13 protein-coding genes are annotated in these 20,438 nt (G+C 71.5%); 8 read left to right on the top strand and 5 right to left on the bottom strand.

What is annotated here, in order from left to right; all coding sequences use genetic code 11:
• Positions 1-16: 16 nt before the first annotated feature.
• From metX to MB828_RS35030, 3 genes are all read right to left on the bottom strand, one after another.
• The gene (gene metX, locus MB828_RS35040; RefSeq protein ID WP_301651785.1) at positions 17-1,162 is read right to left on the bottom strand and encodes a homoserine O-acetyltransferase MetX; all 1,146 of its coding nucleotides are present in this window, start codon (positions 1,160-1,162) and stop codon (positions 17-19) included.
• Positions 1,159-2,523, bottom strand: coding sequence for a bifunctional o-acetylhomoserine/o-acetylserine sulfhydrylase (locus MB828_RS35035; RefSeq protein WP_301651701.1), 1,365 nt, complete (start codon positions 2,521-2,523; stop codon positions 1,159-1,161). Before MB828_RS35035 ends, metX begins: the two co-directional genes overlap by 4 nt.
• 346 nt (positions 2,524-2,869) lie before the next feature.
• Positions 2,870-5,086: an NADP-dependent isocitrate dehydrogenase gene (locus tag MB828_RS35030; protein WP_301651700.1), complete on the bottom strand. Its 2,217-nt coding sequence runs from the start codon at positions 5,084-5,086 to the stop codon at positions 2,870-2,872.
• A gap of 218 nt (positions 5,087-5,304) precedes the next feature.
• On the opposite strand from MB828_RS35030, the gene MB828_RS35025 reads away from it, so the two are divergent.
• Positions 5,305-6,888: a M1 family metallopeptidase gene (locus tag MB828_RS35025; RefSeq protein ID WP_301651699.1), complete on the top strand. Its 1,584-nt coding sequence runs from the start codon at positions 5,305-5,307 to the stop codon at positions 6,886-6,888.
• A gap of 16 nt (positions 6,889-6,904) precedes the next feature.
• Here MB828_RS35025 and MB828_RS35020 read toward each other — a convergent pair whose 3' ends face one another.
• Entirely contained in the window at positions 6,905-7,996 is a 1,092-nt protein-coding gene (locus MB828_RS35020; RefSeq protein ID WP_133022508.1) for a mechanosensitive ion channel family protein, read from the bottom strand.
• A 216-nt stretch (positions 7,997-8,212) separates the two neighbouring features.
• Between MB828_RS35020 and MB828_RS35015 the strand changes: the two genes are divergently transcribed.
• Genes MB828_RS35015 through MB828_RS35000 form a run of 4 tightly spaced genes read left to right on the top strand, consistent with a single transcriptional unit; the run spans position 8,213 to position 13,592 of the window.
• The gene (locus tag MB828_RS35015) at positions 8,213-9,802 is read left to right on the top strand and encodes an NAD(P)-binding domain-containing protein (RefSeq protein ID WP_301651698.1); all 1,590 of its coding nucleotides are present in this window, start codon (positions 8,213-8,215) and stop codon (positions 9,800-9,802) included.
• Positions 9,802-10,905, top strand: a complete 1,104-nt coding sequence (locus MB828_RS35010) for an alpha-hydroxy acid oxidase (protein ID WP_301651697.1) — start codon at positions 9,802-9,804, stop codon at positions 10,903-10,905. Before MB828_RS35015 ends, MB828_RS35010 begins: the two co-directional genes overlap by 1 nt.
• Entirely contained in the window at positions 10,902-12,305 is a 1,404-nt protein-coding gene (locus MB828_RS35005; RefSeq protein WP_301651696.1) for a cytochrome P450, read from the top strand. The genes MB828_RS35010 and MB828_RS35005 overlap by 4 nt, the downstream gene beginning before the upstream one ends.
• A 12-nt stretch (positions 12,306-12,317) precedes the next feature.
• On the top strand, positions 12,318-13,592 hold the full coding sequence (locus MB828_RS35000; RefSeq protein WP_301651695.1) for a cation:proton antiporter: 1,275 nt from the start codon (positions 12,318-12,320) through the stop codon (positions 13,590-13,592).
• Here the strand turns inward: MB828_RS35000 and MB828_RS34995 are convergent.
• On the bottom strand, positions 13,585-14,568 hold the full coding sequence (locus tag MB828_RS34995) for a lysylphosphatidylglycerol synthase transmembrane domain-containing protein (RefSeq protein WP_301651694.1): 984 nt from the start codon (positions 14,566-14,568) through the stop codon (positions 13,585-13,587). The two genes, MB828_RS35000 and MB828_RS34995, sit on opposite strands and share 8 nt — an antisense overlap.
• A 156-nt stretch (positions 14,569-14,724) precedes the next feature.
• Between MB828_RS34995 and MB828_RS34990 the strand changes: the two genes are divergently transcribed.
• From MB828_RS34990 to MB828_RS34980, 3 genes are all read left to right on the top strand, one after another.
• Positions 14,725-16,590, top strand: a complete 1,866-nt coding sequence (locus tag MB828_RS34990; RefSeq protein ID WP_301651784.1) for an ABC transporter ATP-binding protein — start codon at positions 14,725-14,727, stop codon at positions 16,588-16,590.
• 193 nt (positions 16,591-16,783) lie between these two features.
• Positions 16,784-18,145: a ricin-type beta-trefoil lectin domain protein gene (locus MB828_RS34985; RefSeq protein ID WP_301651693.1), complete on the top strand. Its 1,362-nt coding sequence runs from the start codon at positions 16,784-16,786 to the stop codon at positions 18,143-18,145.
• 41 nt (positions 18,146-18,186) lie between these two features.
• On the top strand, positions 18,187-20,373 hold the full coding sequence (locus MB828_RS34980) for an RICIN domain-containing protein (RefSeq protein ID WP_301651692.1): 2,187 nt from the start codon (positions 18,187-18,189) through the stop codon (positions 20,371-20,373).
• The last annotated feature ends 65 nt before the right edge of the window (positions 20,374-20,438 follow it).

Genomic DNA, 20,438 nt, shown 5'->3' with positions numbered 1-20,438 from the left:
ACGGCGATGCGGCCGCTCAGCCCAGCAACTCCCGTACCAGCGCGCCCACCTGCCCGGTCTCGATCAGGAAGCCGTCGTGCCCGTACGGTGACGCGATCAGCCGGAGCCGGTCGGCGGACGGGATCAGCGCGGCCAGTTCCGCCTGCTGGGCCGGGGGATAGAGCCGGTCGGAGTCGACGCCCGCGACCAGCGTGGCCGCCGTGACCCGGCCGAGGGCGGCGCGCACCCCGCCCCGGCCGCGGCCGACGTCATGGGCGTTCACCGCCTGCGACAGCACCACGTAGCTGCCCGCGTCGAAACGCCGTACCAGCTTGGCCGCGTGGTGGTCGAGGTACGACTCGACCTGGTAGCGGCCGCCGGCCAGGGGGTCCTCGCCGTCCTGCGGTGTCCGGCCGAAGCGGGCCGCGAGCTCGGCCTCGCTGCGGTAGGTGACATGGGCGATCCGCCGGGCCAGGCCCAGTCCGGCGTGCGGGGCCCGGCCGGTGCCGTGGTAGTCCCCGCCCTGCCAGTCGGGATCGGCGCGCACCGCGCCGAGCTGCGCGTTCGTCCACGCGATCTGCTCAGCGGCGGCCGCCGCCGTGGTGGCGAGCAGCAGCAGCGCGCCGACCCGCTCCGGGTACGACACCGCCCACTCCACGGCCCGCATCCCGCCCATGGAGCCGCCGACGACCAGCGCCCACCGCCCGATGCCGAGCGCGTCGGCGAGCCCGGCCTCGGCCGCGACCTGGTCGCGCTGGGTCAGGAAGGGGAAGGCGCCGCCCCAGGCGCCGTGGCCCCCGAACCGTGGGGAGGCCGGTCCCGTACTGCCCTGACAGCCGCCCAGCACGTTGGGGGCGACGACGAACCAGCGGTCGGTGTCCAGGGCCAGGCCCGGCCCGACCAGCCCGTCCCACCAGCCCGGCGTCGGATGCCCCGGTCCGGCGGGCCCGGCGACATGGCTGTCACCGGTGAGCGCGTGCAGCACCAGCACGGCGTTGGAGGCGTCGGGGGCGAGCCGGCCCCAGGTCTCGAACGCCAGCCGGGCACCCGGCAGTTCACCGCCGGTCTCCAGCGGAAGCGGGTGCCGGGCGGCATACCACTGGCGCCGGCCCGGCGGATCGCCCTCCCGCCAGCCCCCGTGGGCCGGCGGGAGGGGGACCTCGGCACGGGGTACGGCGTTCAGGACGCGGCGCCCTTGGCCGCGCGGAAACCGGCCTCCAGGTCGGCCTTGAGGTCGGCGAGGTTCTCGATGCCGACCGACAGCCGCACCAGACCCGGCGCGGTACCGGTCGCCGTCAGCTGCTCCTCGTCCAGCTGGCTGTGGGTGGTGGACGCCGGGTGGATGATCAGGCTGCGGACGTCACCGATGTTGGCGAGGTGGCTGAACAGCTCGACCGCGTCGACGAACCGCTTGCCCGCCTCGATGCCGTCCCGCAGTTCGAAGGAGACGATCGCGCCGGCCCCGTTCGGCAGGTACCTCCGCCCCGCCTCGTACCAGGGGCTGGACGGCAGGCCCGGATAGTGGACGGCGGCGACCTCGTCGCGCTGCTCCAGCCACTCGGCCAGCGCCTGGGCGTTGGCCGAGTGCCGCTCCAGGCGCAGGCTCAGCGTCTCCACGCCCTGGAGCAGCAGGAACGCCGAGTGCGGGGAGAGCGCGGGACCCAGGTCGCGCAGCAGCTGCACCCGCAGCTTGACCGCGAACGCGCCGGGGCCGAGCGCCGGCCAGTACGGCAGACCGTGGTAGCTGGGGTCGGGCTCGGTGAAGTCCGGGAAGCGGTCGGAGTGGGCGCCGAAGTCGAAGGTGCCGCCGTCGACGACCACCCCCGCGATCGCCGTGCCGTGTCCGCCGAGGAACTTGGTCGCCGAGTGCACCACGATGTCCGCGCCGTGCTCCAGGGGCCGCAGCAGGTACGGCGTCGGGACCGTGTTGTCCACGATCAGCGGCACGCCCGCCGCGTGCGCCACGTCCGCGACCGCCCGCACGTCGAGGACGTTGCCGCGCGGGTTGCCCAGCGTCTCCGCGAACAGCGCCTTGGTGTTGGGCCGGATCGCCGCCCGCCAGGCCTCGGCGTCGTCCGGGTCGTCCACGAAGGACACCTCGACGCCGAGCCGCGGCAGCGTGTGCCGGAACAGGTTGTACGTGCCGCCGTACAGCGACGTGCTGGACACGATGTGGTCGCCCGCGCCCGCCAGCGTCAGGATCGCCAGGGTCTCCGCGGCCTGCCCGGACGCCAGCGCCACCGCCGCGACCCCGCCCTCCAGCGCCGCGATCCGCTGCTCGAAGACGTCCTGGGTGGGGTTGTGGATCCGGGTGTAGATGTTGCCGGGCTCGGCGAGGGCGAAGAGGTCCGCGGCGTGCTGGGTGTCGCGGAAGACGAACGACGTCGTCTGGTAGATCGGCGTCGCGCGGGCGCCGGTCGTCGGGTCGGGCGCGGCGCCGGCGTGGACCTGCCGGGTCTCGAACGACCAGGCCGAGGTGTCGGGCCCGGCCGGCTGCTCCTCGGGCGTGTGACCGGCGGTGACGGAGTCGATGGGCTGGCTCATGGTGCTGCTCCTCGTGCGGGAAGGCATGACGGCGTGCGCGTACGGGCACGCGTCGGCAGAACGGAGGGATCGGGGCGGGCCGGAGCATCAGCTCACGGCGGTACACCCCATGGTGGTGACACGCACGAAGTCCACGTGGCGTCGGCTCACAAGCACCGTCATGCGCTGAGCGAACCACAGCGGATCAGGACGGACCAGACACCGGGCTCGCGTGACATGCAGACTTCACGAACGGGATACACACCGCCGGCCACGGCGGCGCGCGCCGGGCCGGACAGGGCTCCGCCCCGGCAGGCGGGGTGCCTGCCGGGGCGGAGTCTTCAGGACGTCAGGAGGCGGCTTCGGCTCAGAGGGCCGCGAGCGCCGCGTTCCAGGTCGCCGACGGGCGCATGACCGCGTCCGCCTTGGCCTTCTCGGGCTGGTAGTAGCCGCCGATGTCGGCGGGGGAGCCCTGGACGGCGTTCAGCTCGCCGACGATCTTCTGCTCGTTGGCGGTGAGCGTCTCGGCCAGCGACGCGAACGCCTTGGCGAGCTCGGCGTCGTCGGTCTGGGCGGCCAGCTCCTGCGCCCAGTACAGGGACAGGTAGAAGTGGCTGCCGCGGTTGTCGATGCCGCCGACGCGACGGGTCGGGGACTTGTCCTCGTTGAGGAAGGTCGCCGTGGCCCGGTCCAGGGTGTCGGCCAGCACCTTGGCGCGGGCGTTGCCGGTGAAGTCGGCGTACTGCTCGAAGGACGGCACCAGGGCGAAGAACTCGCCGAGGGAGTCCCAGCGCAGGTAGTTCTCCTTGACCAGCTGCTGGACGTGCTTCGGCGCCGAGCCGCCCGCCCCCGTCTCGAACAGGCCGCCGCCCGCCATCAGCGGGACGACCGACAGCATCTTGGCGCTGGTGCCCAGCTCCAGGATCGGGAAGAGGTCGGTCAGGTAGTCACGGAGCACGTTGCCGGTGACGGAGATGGTGTTCTCGCCGCGCCGGATGCGCTCCACGGACAGCTTGGTGGCCTCGACGGGGGACAGGACGCGGATGTCCAGGCCCTCGGTGTCGTGCTCCGTCAGGTACTGCTCGACCTTCGCGATCAGGTTGGCGTCGTGGGCACGGCCCTCGTCCAGCCAGAAGACGGCCGGGTCGCCGGTGGCGCGGGCACGGGTGACGGCCAGCTTCACCCAGTCCTTGATCGGCGCGTCCTTGGTCTGGCAGGCGCGGAAGATGTCACCGGCGGCGACCGGCTGCTCGATCAGCGCGTTGCCCGCGGCGTCGACCAGGCGGACCGTGCCGGCCGTGGCGATCTCGAAGGTCTTGTCGTGGGAGCCGTACTCCTCGGCCTTCTGCGCCATCAGGCCCACGTTCGGGACCGAGCCCATGGTCGACGGGTCGAAGGCGCCGTTGGCCCGGCAGTCCTCGATCACGGCCTGGTAGACACCGGCGTACGAGGAGTCCGGGATCACCGCGAGGGTGTCGGCCTCCTGGCCGTCCGGGCCCCACATGTGGCCGGAGGTGCGGATCATGGCCGGCATCGAGGCGTCGATGATGACGTCCGACGGGACGTGCAGGTTGGTGATGCCCTTGTCCGAGTCGACCATCGCGAGGGCCGGGCCGTCGGCGATCTCGGCGTCGAAGGAGGCCTTGATCTCGGCGCCCTCCGGCAGGTTCTCCAGGCCCTTGTAGATGCCGCCCAGACCGTCGTTCGGGGACAGGCCGGCCGCCTTCAGGGTCTGGCCGTACTTCGCGAACGTCTTCGGGAAGAAGGCGCGCACCACGTGACCGAAGATGATCGGGTCGGAGACCTTCATCATCGTGGCCTTCAGGTGCACGGAGAACAGCACACCCTCCTGCTTGGCGCGGGCGATCCCCGCGGCCAGGAAGTCGTTGAGCTGGGCGACGTGCAGCACGGAGGCGTCGACGACCTCGCCCTCGAGGACCGGTACGGAGTCCTTGAGGACGGTGGTGGTGCCGTCCTCGGCGACCAGCTCGATCCTCAGCCGGCCGGCCTCGGAGATCACCACGGACTTCTCGGTGGAGCGGAAGTCGTTCTCGCCCATGGTGGTGACGTTGGTCTTCGACTCGCCGGACCAGGCGCCCATGCGGTGCGGGTGGGTCTTGGCGTAGTTCTTGACCGAGGCGGGGGCGCGGCGGTCCGAGTTGCCCTCACGCAGGACCGGGTTCACGGCGGAACCCTTGACCTTGTCGTAGCGGGCGCGGATCTCGCGCTCCTCGTCGGTCTTCGGGTCGTCCGGGTAGTCCGGCAGCGCGTAGCCCTTGCCCTGGAGCTCGGCGACGGCGGCCTTCAGCTGCGGGATCGACGCCGAGATGTTCGGCAGCTTGACGATGTTGGCCTCGGGGGTCTTGGCCAGGTCGCCCAGCTCGGCCAGCGCGTCGGGGATGCGCTGGTCCTCGTTCAGGTACTCCGGGAAGTGCGCGATGATGCGCCCGGCCAGCGAGATGTCGCGGGTGTCCACGGCGACACCGGCCTGCGAGGCGTACGCCTGGACCACCGGCAGGAACGAATGCGTCGCCAGGGCCGGGGCCTCGTCTGTGTAGGTGTAGATGATGGTCGAGTCAGTCACCGGGTGCTCCGCTCCACGTCTGCAACATTGCTCGACATCAAGATATCTCGTGACCGACCCGCGCTCGACAGGGGTCCGCGACTCGGTTGGATCCGTTTGTCATACGACAGGCAACCGGATCGGTCAAAAGGGTGGTCAGGACAGACGAGCCACCACCATCGGCCGGCGGACGGACCGACCACCCGTCCGCCCGAGCGAAACCCGAGTGAAAGCGGACCATGAGATATCGCACCAGAGTGACGGCCCCGGCGGCCGCCCTGTTCGGCACCGCGACCGTCCTGGCCACGGGGGCCCCGGCCCTCGCGCGTCCCTTCTCCGCGGGGGAGAAAAGCGGCGCCGCGAGGGCCGGGGGCGAGGCACCGGCACCGGGCGCCGAGACCCTCGGCGACCCCGTGTACCCGGCCCTCGGCAACGACGGCTACCGCGTCCACGCCTACCACCTCGACCTCTCCTACGACGCCACGACCCGCCTCGTCACCGGCACCGCGACGCTGCGCATCCGTACCACCGACGACCTGTCCCGCTTCTCCCTGGACGCCCTCGGCCTGGACATATCCGCCGTGTGCGTCGACAACCGGGACGCCGCCTTCGAGCAGGCGGACGAGAAGCTGCGGATCACCCCGGCCAGGCCGCTGCGCGAGCGTGACGACGTCACCGTCCGCGTGACCTACTCGGCCGACCCGCGCCGCACCCTGCCGCACACCGCCTGGGTGCCCACCCCCGACGGCTTCGCGGTCTGCCCGCAGCCGGACTCCGCGCACACCGTCTTCCCGTGCAACGACCACCCCTCGGACAAGGCGGACTTCACCTTCCGCATCACCGTCCCGAACGGCGTGCGCGGTGTCGCGAACGGCCTGCTCACCTGCGTCGAGGACGTCCCGGGCGACCGGACGGCGTACTCGTACCGCTCCCGGTCCCCGATCGCCACCGAACTCGTCCAGATCACCGTCGGCGACTACGTCGTCAAGGACCGGCAGGGCCCGCACGGGCTGCCGCTGCGGGACGTGGTGCCCACCGCCCGGGCCGCCGCCCTGGAGCCGGCGCTCGCGCTCACCCCGGGCCAGGTGGCCTGGCTGGAGGACCGGCTCGGCATCGCCTTCCCGTTCGAGACCTACGGTCTGCTGCCCTGCAACTCCGACGACCCGAACGCCTTCGACTTCACCGGCCTGGAGACCCAGACCCTCACCCTCTACAAGCCGAACTTCCTGCTCCAGCAGGAGCCGAAGATCGGCTCGCACATGATGCACGAGCTGGTGCACTCCTACTTCGGCAACCTGGTCTCCCCGGCCACCTGGGCCGACCTCTGGCTGAACGAGGGCCACGCCGACTTCTACGGGCTGCTCTACCGCTACGAGCGCGGCTGGCCGGACTCCCTGGGCCTCACCACCATGGAGGCCCGGATGAAGGACACCTACGCCCGCGGCGACCAGTGGCGCCACGACTCGGGTCCGGTGGCCGCCCCGAACGCGGTCGACCTCTTCGACAGCCAGCGCTACCTGGGCGGCGTGCTGACCCTGTACGCCTTCCGCCAACTGGTCGGCGAGGACGTCTTCCACGCCGTCGAACGCACCTTCCTGGACCGCTTCCGCCACCGCTCGGCGTCGACGGCGGACTACATCGTGGTGGCCTCCGAGGTCTCCGGCCAGGACCAGTCCGGGTTCCTCCGCGACTGGCTCTACGGCACGACGACCCCGCGGATGCCCGGCCACCCGGACTGGACGGTCACGCCGGTGACCCCGGCTCCGGCCACCCCGCACAGCCTGCGCGGCGGCCACCACCACGACAACTCGGCCACCCTGTAGGCGAGCCGGCAGGGGGCTAGGCGGTGCCCGGCAGGCCGGACGGCACCTCGTCCGTGACCCGCTGCTGCGGGATCACCACGGCCCCCTGCTGGAGCGCCACCGTGCGCGCCGGCGCCGGGATGCGGATGCCCTCCTCGCGGTAGCGGCGGTGCAGGCGCTTGATGAACTCGTGCTTGATCCGGAACTGGTCGCTGAACTCGCCGACCCCCAGGATCACCGTGAACCCGATCCGTGAGTCGCCGAACGTGTGGAAGCGGATGGCCGGTTCGTGCTCCGGGACCGCGCCGGTGATCTCGGTCATGGTCTCGGCGATGACCTCGTGCGTGATCCGCTCCACGTGGTCCAGGTCGCTGTCGTAGCTCACGCCCACCTGCACCAGGATCGTCAACCGCTGCTCGGGACGCGTGTAGTTGGTCATGTTGGTCTTCGCGAGCTGGCCGTTGGGGATGACCACCAGGTTGTTGGAGAGCTGGCGGACGGTCGTCTGACGCCAGTTGATGTCCACGACGTACCCCTCCTCACCGCTGCTCAGCTGGATGTAGTCACCCGGCTGGACGGTCTTGGAGGCGAGGATGTGGATGCCCGCGAAGAGGTTCGCCAGGGTGTCCTGGAGGGCCAGCGCGACCGCGAGACCGCCCACGCCCAGAGCGGTGAGCAGAGGCGCTATCGAGATGCCCAGGGTCTGGAGCATCACCAGGAAACCGATGGCCAGCACCAGCACCCGGGTGATGTTCACGAAGATCGTGGCCGAACCGGCGACCCCGGAGCGGGACTGGGTGACCGACTGCACCAGACCGGCGACCACCCGCGCCGCCGACACCGTCACCGCGAAGATGAGCAGCACCTGAAGGCACTGGTTGGTGTGGTGCTGGACCGTCCTGGTCAGCGGCAGCACGGCCGCCGCGGAGGCCGCGCCGCCCGCGAGCGCCGCCCACGGCACCACCGTGCGCAGCGCGTCCACCACGACGTCGTCACCGCTCCAGCGGGTCCGCTTGGCGTGCTTGGCCAGCCAGCGCAGCAGCCCGCGCGACAGGAACGCCAGCAACAGACCCGCCGCCAGCGCGATTCCGGCCAGGACCAGGTCATCGACGGTGAGCGCTCGGTTCACCGGTTACCTCCATTTCGGATGTGCAACCGCTCATCCTGCCGTATCCGCACAGGGGTTCGTACCGCGCGCCCATCCGGCGGGCTTGTGATCCACCTGTCAACTTGCTGTCGATGTACGGCGGTTGGCTTCCGCTGAGCCCTCCGGCGGACTTGGCTCGCCTCCGGCTCACCGCACGTCTGCTCCGGCCCCCCACCCCCCCATCGGAAGGCAGGCACTGTGCACCAGGAACCCCTCGACCACCTCGTCATCGGCGCCGGTCCCGCCGGACTCCAGCTCGGACGGCTGCTCCAGGCAGCGGGTCACGACTACCGCGTCCTGGAGAGCGGCGGCGCCCCGGGCACCTTCTTCCGGACGTTCCCCCGCCACCGGCGGCTGATCTCCGTCAACAAGGTCCACAACGGCACCGACGACCCCGAACTCAACCTCAGGATGGACTGGAACTCCCTCCTGTCCGACGATCCCGACCTGCTGTTCACGCGCTACACCAGGCGCTACTTCCCGGCCGCCGACGACTTCGTCCGCTACCTCGCCGATTTCGCCGAGGCCTTCAAACTGGACATCGCCTACGACACCCGGGCCGTCCGCATCTCCCGCGACGACGACGGGTTCACCGTCACCGACCAGCGCGGCGCCGAACACCGCGCCCGCCGCCTGGTGATGGCCACCGGGGTGTCCCGGCCCTTCATCCCCGACATCCCCGGCATCGAGACGGCGGAGCCGTACCCGGACGTCCCCGTGGACCCCGACGGCTTCACCGGCGAACGGGTGCTGATCCTCGGCAAGGGCAACTCCGCCCTGGAGACCGCTGACAACCTTGTCGAGACCGCAGCCGTCATCCACGTGGCCGGACCGCACTCGGTCAGACTGGCCTGGAACACGCACTTCGTCGGCCACCTGCGGGCGGTCAACAACAACTTCCTCGACACCTACCAGCTCAAGTCGCTCAACGCCCTGCTGGACGGGGACGTGCGGTCCATCGAGAAGGACGCCGACGGCTACCGGGTGCGTTTCGCCTTCTCCCGGGCCGACGAGGTCGTGAAGGAACTGCGCTACGACCGGGTGATCGTCTGCACGGGTTTCCGCTTCGACGCCTCGCCGTTCGACGAGCGGTGCCGCCCCGAACTCGTCATCAAGGACCGCTTCGCCGCGCTGACCCCGGCCTACGAGTCCGTCAACGTGCCTGGCCTGTACTTCGCGGGAACGCTGATGCAGCAGCGCGACTTCAAGAAGGGCACCAGCGGCTTCGTCCACGGATTCCGTTACAGCGTGCGGGCGTTGAGCCGCATCCTCGACGAACGGCACCATGGCCGGCCCTGGCCGCACCGCTCGCTCGGCGCGGACCCGGTCGCCCTCGCCGACGCGGTGGTGGCGCGGGTCAACCGGAGCTCCGCGCTGTGGCAGCAGTTCGCCGTGCTCGGCGACCTGATCGTCACGGACACCGGCGGGACGGCCCGCTATCACGAGGAAGTCCCCGTCGACTACGCGCACATCAGCGAACTCACCCGCGACCGCGACTACTTCACCGTCACTCTGGAGTACGGCCCCGACCACGACAAGGTCGACCCCTTCGACATCACCGTGCGGCGCACCGCCCAGAACTCGGTCGACGGCGCCTTCGACGCGTCGTACCTCCACCCCGTGGTCCGTCACTTCCGCGCCGGCGCCCTCCTCGGCACCCACCACCTGGCCGAGAACCTGGAGAACCACTGGGACGACCCGGACGTCCACCACGCCCCGCTCGCCGCCTACTTCACCCGCGAGCTGCCGGCCGGCACGGACACCGGGACGGCGGTGGAACGGCCGTGATGCTCTGCGCGAAGGACTTCGAGACCGCCGCCCGCGACCGGCTCGACCCCGTCCACGCCGACTTCGTCGCCGGCGGGGCCCGCGACGAGATCACCGTACGGGCCAACGAGGAGGCGTACGCCCGGCTGCGGTTGCTGCCCCGGGTGCTGCGCGGCCGCGCCGTACCCGGCCTGGACGTCGCCCTCCCCGGCGGCCGGGCCCGCACGCCGGTGCTGCTCTCACCGACCGCCTTCCACAAACTGGTCGACCCGGAAGGCGAGTTGGCGACGGCCCGGGCGGCGGCCGCCGCCGGCGCCATCATGATCGTGAGCATGGCGTCGACCGTCGCCGTCGCCGAGGTCGCCGACGCGGCCCGTGCCGCCGCCCCGCCCGGTGAGACGGTTCCGCTCTGGTTCCAGCTCTACCTCCAGCCCGACGACGGCATCACCGAGGCCCTCGTCCGCCGGGCCACCGACGCGGGCTGCGCCGCCCTGGTCGTGACCGTCGACTCCCCGGTGCTCGGCGCGAGCGAACGCAACCGGCGCAACGGCTTCCACGACCTGCCTCCGGGGCTGCGCTGCGAGAACCTGGTCGACCTCCGGGACGGCGAACGCGGTCACGTCCGCCAGATCGCCATGTCACCGGAGTTCTCCTGGGACCACATCACGTGGCTGCGTTCGGTCACCGACCTGCCGATCCTCCTCAAGGGCGTCCTGCACGCCGAGGACGCCCGGCTCGCCGTCCGGCACGGGGTCGCGGGCCTGCTGGTGTCCAATCACGGAGGCCGCCAACTCGACACCGTCCCGGCCACCTTGGAGGCGCTGCCCGAGATCGTCACCGCCGTGGCCGGCCGGATCCCGGTGCTCATGGACGGCGGGATCCGGCGGGGCACCGACGCCGTCAAGGCCCTGGCGCTGGGCGCGCGGGCGGTGGGCATCGGCCGTCCGGTGATGTGGGCGCTGGCCGCCGACGGGGAGAAGGGCGTACGCCTGCTGCTGCAACTGCTGCGCGAGGAGATCGAGGACGCCCTCGCCCTGTGCGGTGCGGCCGGGCTCGACGAACTCGGCCCCGGCCTCGTCCGCCCGGCCTGGTCGGCCGGCCCCTTCGGCGGAGCGGCCTCGTGACCGCCGCCGGATGGCCGGCCGCGCCGACGGCCTCCCTCGGCGTACTCGTCCTCGTCGGCTGCGTCCTCGTGCTGAGCCTGCCGTACTGGCTGCCCAGGACCGTCGTCGCCCTCCGGGTGCGCATCTTCGCCCGGGTCAACGGCGAGGAGGGCATCGCCGCCCCCGGCCGCGAGATACCGGCCGAGGAGTTCAAACAGGTCTACGGCCACCCGGCGGCGGCCGGCCGCAGCCGCGGCGCCGCCCTGTCCGACCTGTTCTGGTACTGGCTCTCGCCCGGCCCGGAGGTGCACCAGGAGCACCTGGAACCCGGCCCCCGCTACGACGACGTGGCCCGCACCACACGGCGGATCCTCGCCGGACCGTCCCGCGCCGAGTGGACCGAACTGGTCGGCCGCTGCACCCGGCACGTCCTGGACGAACACGAACCCGCCACCCACCAGGTGCGGTTGCGGGACCTGATGATGCCGGTGTGGGCCGAGGTCTACTACGAGGTCGTCTTCCGCGCCCCCTGCCCGCGCGAGGTCCGCGACCTGATCACCGGCAACGCCGAGGACGTGGTCGGCGCGCTGAAGTGCACCCGGCTGCGGCACCTGGACCGCCGCGCCCGGCTCACCGACCACCTGCGGGAACGGCTCGCCCACGACCCGCCGCCGGTGCCGTTGCCCGCACTGCTCACCGAACAGGAGCGGGCGTACTACCTCCAGGGCACCTTCTTCAACACGGCCGTCGTGCAGATGTCCGAGGCCATGGCCCACCTGCTGCTCGCCCTCGCCACCCACCCGGAGGTGCAGCGGCGCCTGACCACGACCGCCGACCCCGCCTACCTCGACCACGTCATCGACGAGACCCTCCAGCACTACCCGCTGTTCGGCGTGGCCCACCGGATCACCACGGACGAGATCCCGCGCGCGGGCCGCCCCGCCATCCCGCCGGGCTCCGTCCTGCTCTTCAACTACCCCGAGTACCAGCGGTCGGACACGGCACAGGGACGCTTCGACCCCGACCGGTGGTCGTCGAAGGAGACCCGGCCCACCGCCTCCATCCCGTTCGGGGTCACCGCCAACCGGCCCTGTCCGGCCCGCGGTTTCGCCGTACTGACCATGCGGGTCGCCGCCGAGGAGGTGTTACGGCGCTTCCGGCTGGCGTCCACCGCCGAGCACACCCGCTCGCTGCCCAGCCGCGGCCCCTGTCTGCTGGTCCCGCGCGAGGACGGCGGAGCGCACCGGGCGCGGCTCGCGGCGCTGCGGCTCGCCGACCACTGGGCGAACGTCCCGCGCAGTCTCACCCAGCTGGTCCTCGGCAGCTACATGGTGTGGGACGCCCGCCGCCAGGGTCTGTGCCGCAACCACTTCGCCGGTTCGCCCGGTGGTCCGTCCCCGTCCGTCGTCGGCAGCCGGTGAAGGAGAACCGCCGTGACCCCCGTCGAACTCGCGCCCGCCTTCTTCGCCGCCGTCGTCGTCATCCTGCTGGTCTGCCGGGCGGTCGTCGCCGTGTGCGGCCGCCTCGGGCAGCCGCCGGTCGTCGGCGAGATGATCGCCGGGGTGCTGCTCGGCCCTTCGCTGTTCGGGCTGATCGCGCCCACCGCCTCCGACGCCGTCTTCCCGGCCGAGCTGAAACCGGTGCTCTACGTGGCCGGGCAGCTTGGCCTGGTGGCGCTGATGTTCCACGCCGGATACGAGTTCCGGGCCCACGCGGGCCGCGGCCTCGTCGGCACCGCCCTGGCCGTGTCGGTGGCCGGCGCCACGGTCCCGCTGGTCCTCGGCGTCGGTCTGGCCCTCGCGGCCCGCGGCCGGGCGGACCTCTTCGTCGACGGCGTCCCGGTCCCGGTGACCGCCGCGTTCGTCGGTGTCACCCTGGCCATCACCGCCTTCCCGATGCTGGCCCGCATCATCACCGAACGCGGACTCGCCGGCACCCGGTACGGCTCCCTGTCCCTGGCCTCGGGGGCCACCGACGACGCGGTGGCCTGGATCCTGCTGGCCGGGGTGCTCAGCGCGGCCTCGGGCCGGCCCGGTCAGGTGCTGACCACCGTCGGCGGTTCACTGTTCTTCGCGGTGGTGCTGTACCTGGCCGGCCGGCCCCTGCTGGCCTGGATCGTCGACCGGCCCGGACTCCGCGACGACACCCGGCTGCTCGGCACCGTCGCGGTGCTGTTCTGCGCGGCCTGGTTCACCGACCGCATCCAGCTGTACGCCGTGTTCGGGGCGTTCTGCGTGGGCATGGCCATGCCCCGGACGGAGGCGGCCGAGCGCGTCGTGCGGGCCACGCAGTCGGTGACCCAGGTGGTCTTCGTCCCGATGTTCTTCGTCTACTCCGGCCTCAACACCCGCTTCTCGGTGTTCGCCGACCCCAGGGTGCTCGTCTTCGGCGCGGCGGCCGTCCTCCTCGCGGTGGCCGGCAAGTTCGGCGGCTGCTGGGCCGCGGCCCGGCTGCGCGGCGAGCCGCCGCACGTGGCCGTCCGGGTCGGCGCCCTGATGAACGCCCGCGGGCTCATGCAACTGGTCGCGCTGAACATCGGCCTGGCGGCCGGGATCGTCAACCAGTCGCTGTTCTCGGTCCTGGTGCTGGTGGCCCTGGTGACCACGGTGATGACCTCGCCCGTCCTGTCCTGGCTGGACCGCCGGGACAGGACCCGGTCCGAGCCGGGCCCGGAACCACGCCCCGCCCCGCAGACGGCCGTCAGATGACCTTCAGCCGCACCAGCGCTCCCAGTGTCAGCGCTCCGGGCAGCAACGGCACCCACACGGTGATGATCCGGTACGCCAGCACGACGGCCGTGGCCACCGCCACCGGACCGCCCGCCGCCACCAGCGCCACGATCAGCGCCGCCTCCACCGAACCCAGTCCGCCGGGCGTGGGGATCAGCGCGACGGCCACCGTGGCCGCCAGGTACGCCAGCGCCATGTGCGCGGGCGGCACCTGGAGACCCAGCGCCTGCCCCACCGCCACCAGACCGACCGCCTGGAGCGCGGGGAACGCCAGCGAGCCGCCCCACAGCGCCAGCGCCCGGGACGGACGCGTGTGCACCGACCGGGCCTCGCCCAGCGCGGCGCGCAGGAACCGGAACACCGGCTCGCGCACCCGGCGTACGAGAAGCAGCACACCCAGGGCCACGGCCGCCAGCGCCCCGGCGACGGCCAGCACCGGGCCGACGTCACCGCCGGGGAGCAGGCCGTCGAGACGCAGCGCGTCGGGGAAGGCGACGAACAGCACGGCCATCAGGCCCACCCGGGCCACCGACTCGGCCAGCAGGTACAGGGCGAGCGCGGCCGAGGAGGTGGCGAGCGGCACCCCGCACACGGTCATGAACCGCAGGTTGACCGTGCCCGAGCCGAGCCCCGTCGGCAGCAGGTGGTTGGCCGAACCGGCCGCGAGCTGGGTCGCCAGCAGCCGCCAGCGGGGCAGCGGCTGGACCACCGCACCCTGCCGGGTGAAGGCGGCGGCCACCCAGGTCAGACAGGTGGCGCCGCCCGCCGCCAGCAGCCAGGGCCAGGACGCGGAACGCAGGTGGGCGAAGCCCTCGACCAGGACCGGCCAGTGCTGCACCGCGATGACCGCGACCAGGACGAGCGGGACCAGAGTGAGGACGTGCCGCACGGGGATGCGGCGGACGAGCCGGGGCGCACGGCCCGCACGGAAGCCGGGGATTCTTACCGCTGTCACACCCGGAGAGGTTTTCCGCGCCGCCCCAACGCCGGGTGGCGGAAGAGGAGACTCCGGATGACGGCCGGGATGCGGCTGAGGGTCCCTCGTTCGGGGAACCGGTGAGCGGGCATTGACCTCAACGAACCTTGAGGTTCTACGTTCTTCCTCATGAGTATGGAGACCACCGCCTGGACGCAGTTGCACAGCGTCATGACCGCCCAGCAGGAGCGGCGCCCGTTCGACCCGGCCACGCTGCGCCGCATCGCCGCGTTCGCCCGTCCGCACCGGGCGGGCATCGTCCGGTTCGTCCTGCTCGGGGTGGTGACCGCCCTGCTCGCCGTCGCCACCCCGGTGCTGGCCGGGCACGTCGTCGACGCGATCGTGTCGGGGCACGACGCCGGCACGGTCGTACGGCTGTCGCTGCTGATCGCGCTCGCCGCGGTCGCGGAGGCGGCGCTCGGGGTGCTGGGGCGGCGGCTCTCGGCGACGCTCGGGGAGGGACTCATCCTCGACCTGCGCACGGCTGTGTTCGATCATGTGCAGCGCATGCCCGTCGCGTTCTTCACACGTACTCGTACGGGAGCGCTGGTCAGTCGTCTCAACAACGACGTGATCGGCGCCCAGCGCGCCTTCGCCAACACCCTGTCCGGCGTGGTCAGCAACCTGGTCACGCTGCTGCTCACGCTCGCCGTGATGCTCACCCTGTCGTGGCAGATCACCCTGCTCGCGCTGGTGCTGCTGCCGCTGTTCGTGGTGCCCGCCCGCCGGATGGGCGGCCGGATGGCCCGCATGCAGCGTGAGGCCGCCGCCCTCAACGCGGCGATGGGCACCCGGATGACCGAGCGCTTCTCCGCGCCCGGCGCCACCCTGATCAAGCTCTTCGGCCGGCCCGAGGAGGAGTCCGCGGAGTTCACGGCGCGGGCCGCCCGGGTCCGGGACATCGGCGTGCGCACCGCCACCGCCCAGTCCGTCTTCATGACCGCGCTGACCCTGGTCTCCTCGCTCGCCCTCGCCCTGGTGTACGGCCTCGGCGGCTGGTTCGCGCTGCGCGGCACCCTGGAAGCGGGCGCCGTCGTCTCCCTCGCCCTGCTGCTGACCCGGCTGTACGCGCCGCTCACCTCGCTCGCGGGCGCCCGAGTCGAGGTGATGAGCGCGCTGGTCAGCTTCGAGCGGGTCTTCGAAATCCTCGACCTCAAGCCCCTGATCGAGGAGAAACCCGACGCCCGCGAGGTTCCCGAGGGGCCGGTGGCCGTCGAGTTCGAGAACGTCCGGTTCGGCTACCCGGCCGCCGACCAGGTCTCCCTCGCGTCGCTCGAGGAGGTCGCCGTCCTCGACGCACGCGGTGGCGCGGAGGTCCTGCACGGCATCTCCTTCCGGGCCGAACCCGGCCAGACCGTCGCCCTCGTGGGTTCATCCGGCGCCGGCAAGTCCACCATCGCCCAGCTGCTGCCGCGCCTGTACGACGTCGACGAGGGCGCCGTCCGGCTCGGCGGCGTCGACGTCCGCGACCTGACCGCGGGTTCGCTGCGCGGCACCCTCGGCATGGTCACCCAGGACGGTCACCTCTTCCACGACACGGTCCGCGCCAACCTGCTGCTCGCCCGCCCTTCCGCCACCGACGACGAGTTGTGGGAGGCCCTCGGCCGCGCCCGGCTGGACGAGGTCGTACGGTCGCTGCCCGACGGTCTGGACACGGTGGTCGGCGAACGCGGTTACCGGCTCTCCGGCGGTGAGCGCCAGCGGATGACCATCGCCCGGCTGCTGCTGGCCCGGCAGCGGGTGGTGATCCTCGACGAGGCCACCGCACACCTCGACAACACCTCGGAGGCGGCCGTCCAGGAGGCCCTCACCGAGGCCCTGGAGGGCCGTACGGCCGTCGTCATCGCGCACCGGCTGTCGACGGTGCGGTCCGCCGACCAGATCCTGGTGGTGGAGGCCGGGCGGATCGTGGAGCGCGGCACCCACGAGCAACTCCTGGCGGCGAACGGCCGGTACGCCGAACTGCACCGCACCCAGTTCGCGACGATCCCGGCGCCCTGACGGGGGCGTTAACACTGCCGTCACATTTTCCTGTGATTCCTGAAGGGGAGCGCTCCCCCACTTGACGCCGGTGGTCCGGACCTTTAGCTTCACGCCTTAAACAAAGCCTCACGGAGTGCTCAACGCACAGTGTCAACACGGGCGTTGAGCACATACCGTGCGGTATCCCCCCGCGTGAAAGGCCACCCCCCAAATGGCCAGACCTCTGCCCACGGCTGTCGCCATAGCCGCCCTGACCGTATCGGCCGGCTTGCTCACCGCCGTTCCCGCGCAGGCCGCCACCGGCACCATCACCGGCCTCGCCGGGAAGTGTCTCGACGTCGCCGGCGCCAACTCCGCCGACGGCACGGCCGTCCAGCTCTACGACTGCAACGGCACCGCCGCCCAGCAGTGGACCGTCGGCAGCGACGGCACCGTCCGCGCCCTCGGCAAGTGCCTGGACGTGACCGGCAACTCGACCGCCGACGGCGCCCAGGCCCAGCTGTGGACCTGTACCGGCGGCGCCAACCAGAAGTGGACGGTCACGGCCGCCCACGACATCGTCAACCCGCAGGCGAACAAGTGCCTGGACGCGACCGGCAATTCGTCGGCCAACGGCACCCGCGCCCAGATCTGGACCTGCTCCGGCGGCGCCAACCAGAAGTGGACCGCGCCCGCCTCCGGCGACGGCGGCACGCCCTCCTCGCCGATGGCCGTGGCGCCGTACCTGTACAACGGCTGGGGCGACCCGCCGAGCCCGACCACCATCACCAACGCGACCGGCGTGAAGTACTACACGCTCGCGTTCGTGCTCAGCAACGGCTACTGCAACCCGCAGTGGGACGGCAGCCGGGCGCTGACCGGCGGGGTCGACCAGAGCACCATCACCACCGTGCGTGCCAACGGTGGTGACGTCATACCGTCGTTCGGCGGCTACAGCGGCAACAAGCTGGAGAGCTCCTGCTCCAGCGCGAGCGAGCTGGCGGCGGCGTACCAGAAGGTCATCAACGCCTATGGCGGGCTCAGAGCCATAGACATCGACCTGGAGGCCGACGCCTACAGCAACGGGACCGTGCAGCAGCGGGTCGTGGACGCGCTCAAGACGGTGAAGGCCAACAACTCCGGTCTGAAGGTCTACATCACCATCGGCACCGGGCAGAGCGGCCCCGACACCAGCCTGATCAACCGGGCCGCGTCCTCCGGGCTGACCGTCGACGCCTGGGCCATCATGCCGTTCGACTTCGGCGGCGCCGGCCAGAACATGGGCAACCTCACCACCCAGGCGGCCGAGGGCCTCAAGAACGCGCTGAAGAACGCGTACGGCTACAGCGACGACACGGCCTACCGGGACATGGGCATCTCGTCCATGAACGGCATCACCGACAACAACGAGACGGTGACCGTGAACGACTTCCGGACCATCCTCGCCTACGCCCAGCAGCACCACCTGGCCCGGCTCACCTTCTGGTCCGCCAACCGCGACCGGCCCTGCACCGGCGGCTCCGCCGACAGCTGCTCCGGCGTGAGCCAGTCCAACTGGGACTACACGAAGGTCTTCGCCGGATACACCGGCTGACCCCCGCGTACCTCTCGCACCTTCCCGAACTAGGAGAACCCGTGTCTCGCCTTCCCCGGCGGCGCAGAGCAACGGCCGCCGCCGCGGTGGCCGTTGTCGCCGCCTCCCTGCTCACCGCGGCGGGCGCCACCGCGCCCGCGTCCGCCGCCACGCTGCCCACCGGCAACGTCACGCTCCTCAACGCGGCGAGCGGCAAGTGCGTCGACGCCAAGGCCGCCGCCACCGCCGACGGCACCGTCGTCCAGCAGTACGCCTGCAACAACACCACCGCCCAGCAGTGGAGTCTCACCGCCACCAGCGACGGCTACGTCCGGATCAACAACGGCAACAACACCAACGAGGCCCTGGACGTCACCGGTGTCTCCACCGCCGACAGCGCGGCCGTCCAGCTGTGGACCTACGGCGGCGGCAGCAACCAGCAGTGGCTGCCCGTCGACGACGGCGGCGGCGCCTACCACTTCGTCAACCGCAACAGCGGCAAGTGCCTGGACGATCCCGGCGCCTCGACCGCCGACAGCGTGCAGTTCGTGCAGTACACGTGCAACGGCACCGCCGCGCAGCGCTTCCAGGTCGTGCCCGTGGCCCAGACGGGCAACCCCGACCTCGGCTCCAACGTGGTGGTCTTCGACCCGTCGATGTCCGCCGCCACCATCCAGAGCAAGCTGGACTCGATCTTCCAGCAGCAGCAGACCAACCAGTTCGGCTCCCAGCGCTACGCCGTGCTGTTCAAGCCCGGCGCCTACAGCGCGGACGTCAACGTCGGCTTCTACACGCAGGTGCTGGGCCTGGGCCTGACGCCGGACGCGGTCTCGATCAACGGCGCGGTGCACGCGGAGGCCGACTGGTTCCAGGGCAACGCCACCCAGAACTTCTGGCGCGGCGCCGAGAACCTGTCCGTCAACCCGACCGGCGGCAGCGACCGCTGGGCGGTCTCGCAGGCGGCGGCCTACCGCCGGATGCACCTGCGCGGCAACCTCGCCCTCGACGACGGCGGCTGGTCCAGCGGCGGTCTCATCGCCGACAGCCAGGTCAACGGGCAGGTGAACTCCGGCAGCCAGCAGCAGTGGCTGACCCGCAACTCGCAGCTCGGCAGCTGGACCGGCTCCAACTGGAACATGGTCTTCGTCGGCAGCACGGGCGTCCCGTCCAACAGCTTCCCCAGCCCGCCGGACACCACGGTCGCGCAGAGCCCGGTGACCCGTGAGAAGCCGTTCCTCTACGTCGACGGCTCCGGCAACTACCAGGTGTTCGTGCCGTCGGCGCGCTCCAACACCTCCGGCACCAGCTGGAGTTCCGGCTCCGCCGCGGGCAGCTCCCTGTCCCTGGACAGCTTCTACGTCGTGAAGCCGGGCGCCACCGCCTCCCAGATCAACGCGGCCCTGACGGCGGGCAAGAACCTCCTGGTCACCCCCGGTGTCTACCACCTCGATCAGACCCTGCAGATCAACCGTGCCGACACCGTGGTCCTGGGCCTCGGTCTCGCCACCTTCGTCCCGGACAACGGCATCACCGCCCTGAAGGTCGCCGACGTCGACGGCGTCCAGATCGCCGGCCTGCTCTTCGACGCCGGCACCACGAACTCCGCCACCCTGGTCGAGGTCGGCCCCGGCAACTCCTCGGCGTCCCACGCTGCCGACCCGACGGCGCTGCACGACGTGTACTTCCGCGTCGGCGGCGCGGGCGTCGGCAAGGCCACCACCAGCCTGGTCGTCAACAGCGACAACGTGATCGGCGACCACATGTGGATCTGGCGCGCCGACCACGGCAGCGGGGTCGGCTGGACCAGCAACACCGCCGACACCGGCCTGGTCGTCAACGGCGACAACGTGACCATGTACGGCCTGTTCGTCGAGCACTTCCAGAAGTACCAGACGATCTGGAACGGCAACGGCGGCCGGACGTACTTCTACCAGAACGAGATGCCGTACGACCCGCCCAACCAGGCGGCCTGGATGAACGGCTCGACGCAGGGCTACGCGGCCTACAAGGTCGCCGACTCGGTCACCAGCCACCAGGCGTTCGGCCTCGGCAGCTACTGCTACTTCAACGTCAACCCGAGCGTGGTCGCGGCGCACGCCATCGAGGCACCCAATAACTCGAACGTGCGCTTCACCGACATGGTGACGGTCTCCCTCGGCGGCACCGGCACCATCAGCCACGTCGTCAACAACACCGGAGGCCCGTCGAACTCCTCGAACAACGTGGCGAACCTCGTCTCGTACCCCTGACCGGCGCGCGGGTGACCCGTCGGACACACCGGGTCACCCGCGCCCACCCGGGGGTGCCGGTACGT

This window comes from Streptomyces arenae, assembly GCF_022343545.1.
Lineage (GTDB): Bacteria > Actinomycetota > Actinomycetes > Streptomycetales > Streptomycetaceae > Streptomyces > Streptomyces humi.
The sequence above is the reverse complement of the archived record's forward strand: the minus strand, read 5'-3'. Positions and strand labels throughout refer to the sequence as shown.